Source organism: Nitrospinota bacterium (assembly GCA_009873635.1).
Lineage (GTDB): Bacteria > Nitrospinota > Nitrospinia > Nitrospinales > VA-1 > LS-NOB.
On sequence record WAHY01000017.1, the window covers coordinates 17,185 to 20,827 of the forward strand.

Here is a 3,643-nt window from a genome sequence, read left to right on the forward strand (position 1 = left end):
TAATCCGCGCCGGGAATGGTGGTCTTTGGAGTGCGTCTTGAAGTGTTCGGTTAAATAGGTGACGCGTTTAGTCAGCAGCGCAATCTGCACTTCTGAAGACCCCGTGTCTTTTTCATGAAGCTTGTAATCTGTAATGACAGTATTTTTTTGTTCTGCATTCAATCCCATGTTTTTTTCTCCAACTCGTTAAGTATGGGAAAACGATTGGAAAATGTTTTAGTAGAGGCACTATTGGGTTAGTGCCCCTGCGAAAACACTCCAATCTTTTTCCTTTAAATTTTTTATACTCAAAAACTATATTAAAACACGTTTTAATTTAAACGCTATATCTTCTGGTGCCATTTGCTCCAACTGGCTCCGATTGACGAGGGGTTCAACGACAGCAAGCACTTTATCGCTGCCATTGCAAACTCGCATCATTATCCCGGGTTCAAACGTTTCTGGACAAGCTTTTAATGAAAACTTTGGCAGAGCATTGCCGTTGGCAACAGGTTCCACGAAATCATCTTTGATACGGATTTCGGGAAGAAACTCTAAAGCTTTTTCTACTGTAAAAAGCTTGTCAGCTAGGTTCCCGGATTTACTTGCCATTTCCAACGCTTCAGGACTGATGGAAGTGCTTTTAGCAAACACTCCTACCTGTTTTCGGATCAATCCCGACATATGCGCACCGCAACCAAGCTTTTGACCTATATCATGACAAAGGGTGCGGATGTAAGTTCCCGCAGAGCAATGCACTTCAAATTCTACCCGATTTTCTTCCATATTAATAAAATCAATGGAATAAAAATGAACTGAGACGGATTCTCTCTCGATAGTAATACCATTTCTAGCTAATTTGTAAAGAGGAATTCCTTTGTTTTTCTTGGCTGAGTACATCGGGGGGAGCTGTTTCTGCTCCCCAATGAAGGTTTTCAGCAGCTCTCGGATCTCTGTTTCTGTGATTTTGGAAGGATTTCCTTCAAATTCCACCTTTCCAGTCGAGTCCTGGGTGTCTGTAGCGGTTCCCAGAACCATAGTGCATTGATAATGCTTGGATAAAGGGCTAAGAAACTGAATAATTCGGGTAGATTGGTTCAGGCAAATTGGTAAAACACCTTCTGCCATGGGGTCCAGGGTACCAATATGTCCGGCTTTTTTGACGCCCAGAATCTTTTTGACCGACTTAACCATGGAAAAAGAAGAGGGGCCAGACGGTTTATAGAGGTTGACCACCTGGTTCAGAGTGCAGCCCATTGAGTATCCTTGATATTTTTTCAACATGATCGGCATTGTCATCCCGACGAAATTCCAGCTCAGGAAGGTATTTTAAGTAAAGATTCTTCCCTAGCGTATTACGAATATAGCCTTTAGCATTTTTTAGACCTTCCAGGGTGTCTGCTTTTTCCTGCTCAGATCCCATTACGCTGACAAATATTTTCGCGTGTTTGAGGTTGTCAGAAACCTCAACCTTGGTGACAGTGGTAAAACCTATCCGAGGATCTTTTAAACCGCTCTGAATCAGCTTGGATATTTCTTCAAGCAGGAGCTCCTGAATTCTTTGAGAACGCTTGAAACGCATGAAAAAACCTTTATGTTCAAAGTCACTCGGAACCAAGATTCATGGTTTTGGTTTTACAGTCAGTGATTTCAGCAAGGTTCATCCTGTCAATGGCATCAACGACTTTTGTCATCAACCCATCCATATATGGGCGGTCAGATCCTACAGCGGTGATACCAATATGAAGACTTTGCCAATTATCCTGGTCTCCAACTTCTGCAACAGAAACATTGAAGTTGTTTTTGAGCCGGTCTTTTATTGATCTGACAACCTGACGCTTACCTTTTAATGATCTGTTTCCGTGTAAATAAAATTTAATGGAACAACAGCCAATGATCATCTTTCTTAGCTGAAAACCGCATTTTAGTTTGCAGTTTCCTCCAGAATAAACGGTTCGATCACGTCACCTTGTTTCACATCTTGAAATTTTTCGATTGAAATACCGCAATCGTATCCTGCGGCAACTTCTTTTACATCATCCTTAAATCTTCTAATGGAGGCAATCTTTCCCTGGTAGACCACTACATTATCTCGAATCAGTCGGGCCTCCAAATTGCGCTCAACCTTTCCGGTAAGGACATGGCAACCTGCGATGGTGCCTATTTTTGGAATTGTAAACACCTCGCGGATTTCTGCCTTGCCAATAATTTTTTCTTTGAATTTTGGTGCCAACATACCCTCAAGGGCCTGTTTCATATCATTTATGGCATCATAAATAATGCTGTAGAGGCGAATGTCTACTTTATCCCGAGTGGCCAGTCTTGAAGCCTGGTCTGTGGGGCGCACGTTAAAACCAATAATGATTGCGTTAGACGCACTGGCCAGGAGAACGTCCGATTCGGTGATACCTCCTACCGCATCGTGAATACATTTAATTCGAACTTCCTTATCTCCAAGATTATCGAATGCTTCTTGAACAGCATGAATCGATCCCTGGACGTCTGCCTTGATAATCAGATTGAGTTCTTGGATTTGACCTTCAATGATCTGCTGATGCAAATCATCCATGGTAATTCTGGTGGATTTGGCCAATTGGATTTCCCGTTGTTCCTGTAGTCTCAGGTTGCTGAGTTGTCGTGCTTTTTTCTCGTCCCGAACCACCATGAAGTGGTCCCCGGGTTGAGGAACATCTGGTAAACCCACAACTTCTACAGGAGTTGAGGGAAAGGCTTTTTTAATTTTTTTACCCTTGTCGTCAATAAGAGCTCGAACTTTTCCAAAATAACATCCAACAATAAAAGGTTCGCCAACTTTCAAGGTGCCTCTTTCTATGATCAAGGTGGCTATAGGTCCACGCCCTTTATCCAGTTTGGATTCTATTACAACTCCTTTGCCCAGGAGTTTCGGATTGGCTTTCAACTCCATAATTTCCGCTTGCAGGAGCAGGTTTTCCAGCAGGTTGTCTATGCCTGTTCCGTTTAGAGCAGAAACTTCAACGTAAATTGTTTGCCCGCCCCAGTCCTCAGGAAGAAGGCCAAGGTCTGCCAGCTGTTTTTTTACTTCATCAGGTTTTGCGTCGGCCTTGTCTATCTTGTTGATGGCAACAAGAATTGGAACTCCAGCGGCTTCAGCATGATGGACCGCTTCTTTTGTCTGGGGTTTGATTCCGTCATCGGCGGCGACAACCAGAACGACAATATCTGTTACCTGCGCACCTCTGGCCCTCATAGCGGTAAAGGCTTCATGCCCAGGTGTATCGAGAAAGGTGATAGCGGAACCTTTAATGTGTGCTTGATAAGCACCAATATGCTGAGTGATTCCACCAGCTTCAAATTTAGTCACTTCAGTTTTACGGATGGCGTCCAGTAAAGATGTTTTACCGTGATCAACATGTCCCATAATAGTTACAATGGGAGCCCGGGCGGTGTGGTCTTTGGGGTTGTCGTCTTCCTCTTCAGAGAAATCCAACTCAGATTTTTCAATTTGCAGTTCAACCTCGAACCCGAGTTTGTCAGCAACTTTACTCGCTAGGTCGAAATTTAAAGTCTGGTTGATGTTGGCCAGGATACCGAAGACCATAAGCTCTTTGATGACGTCATTCGGGGTGCATTTTAGTTTTTCTGCCAAGTCCCTTACAGGCGTGTTTTCACCAATTTGAACAAG

5 protein-coding genes are annotated in these 3,643 nt (G+C 43.4%); all 5 read right to left on the bottom strand.

Annotated elements, in window-relative coordinates; translation table 11 throughout:
* The coding region (gene rpsO, locus F3741_09960) for a 30S ribosomal protein S15 (GenBank protein ID MZG31108.1) at window positions 1-168 on the bottom strand (168 nt) is incomplete at its 3' end.
* A 126-nt stretch (window positions 169-294) separates the two neighbouring features.
* Complete coding sequence (gene truB, locus F3741_09965) at window positions 295-1,236, bottom strand: tRNA pseudouridine(55) synthase TruB (protein ID MZG31109.1); 942 nt, start codon at window positions 1,234-1,236, stop codon at window positions 295-297.
* Window positions 1,199-1,561 (bottom strand): 30S ribosome-binding factor RbfA, encoded by a 363-nt coding sequence (gene rbfA, locus F3741_09970; protein ID MZG31110.1) that lies wholly within the window; start codon window positions 1,559-1,561, stop codon window positions 1,199-1,201. Before rbfA ends, truB begins: the two co-directional genes overlap by 38 nt.
* Window positions 1,562-1,583: 22 nt before the next feature.
* Window positions 1,584-1,880, bottom strand: a complete 297-nt coding sequence (locus tag F3741_09975) for a DUF503 domain-containing protein (protein ID MZG31111.1) — start codon at window positions 1,878-1,880, stop codon at window positions 1,584-1,586.
* A 23-nt stretch (window positions 1,881-1,903) separates the two neighbouring features.
* Window positions 1,904-3,643 (bottom strand): translation initiation factor IF-2 (infB, locus tag F3741_09980; protein ID MZG31112.1); only part of this gene is annotated, 1,740 nt, incomplete at its 5' end.

What these genes read in the sequence shown, in the direction of transcription:
- truB (MZG31109.1), bottom strand. Translation starts at nt 1,236, where the DNA reads ATGGGCTGCACTCTGAACCAGGTGGTCAACCTCTATAAACCGTCTGGC.
- rbfA (MZG31110.1), bottom strand. Translation starts at nt 1,561, where the DNA reads ATGCGTTTCAAGCGTTCTCAAAGAATTCAGGAGCTCCTGCTTGAAGAA.
- F3741_09975 (MZG31111.1), bottom strand. Translation starts at nt 1,880, where the DNA reads ATGATCATTGGCTGTTGTTCCATTAAATTTTATTTACACGGAAACAGA.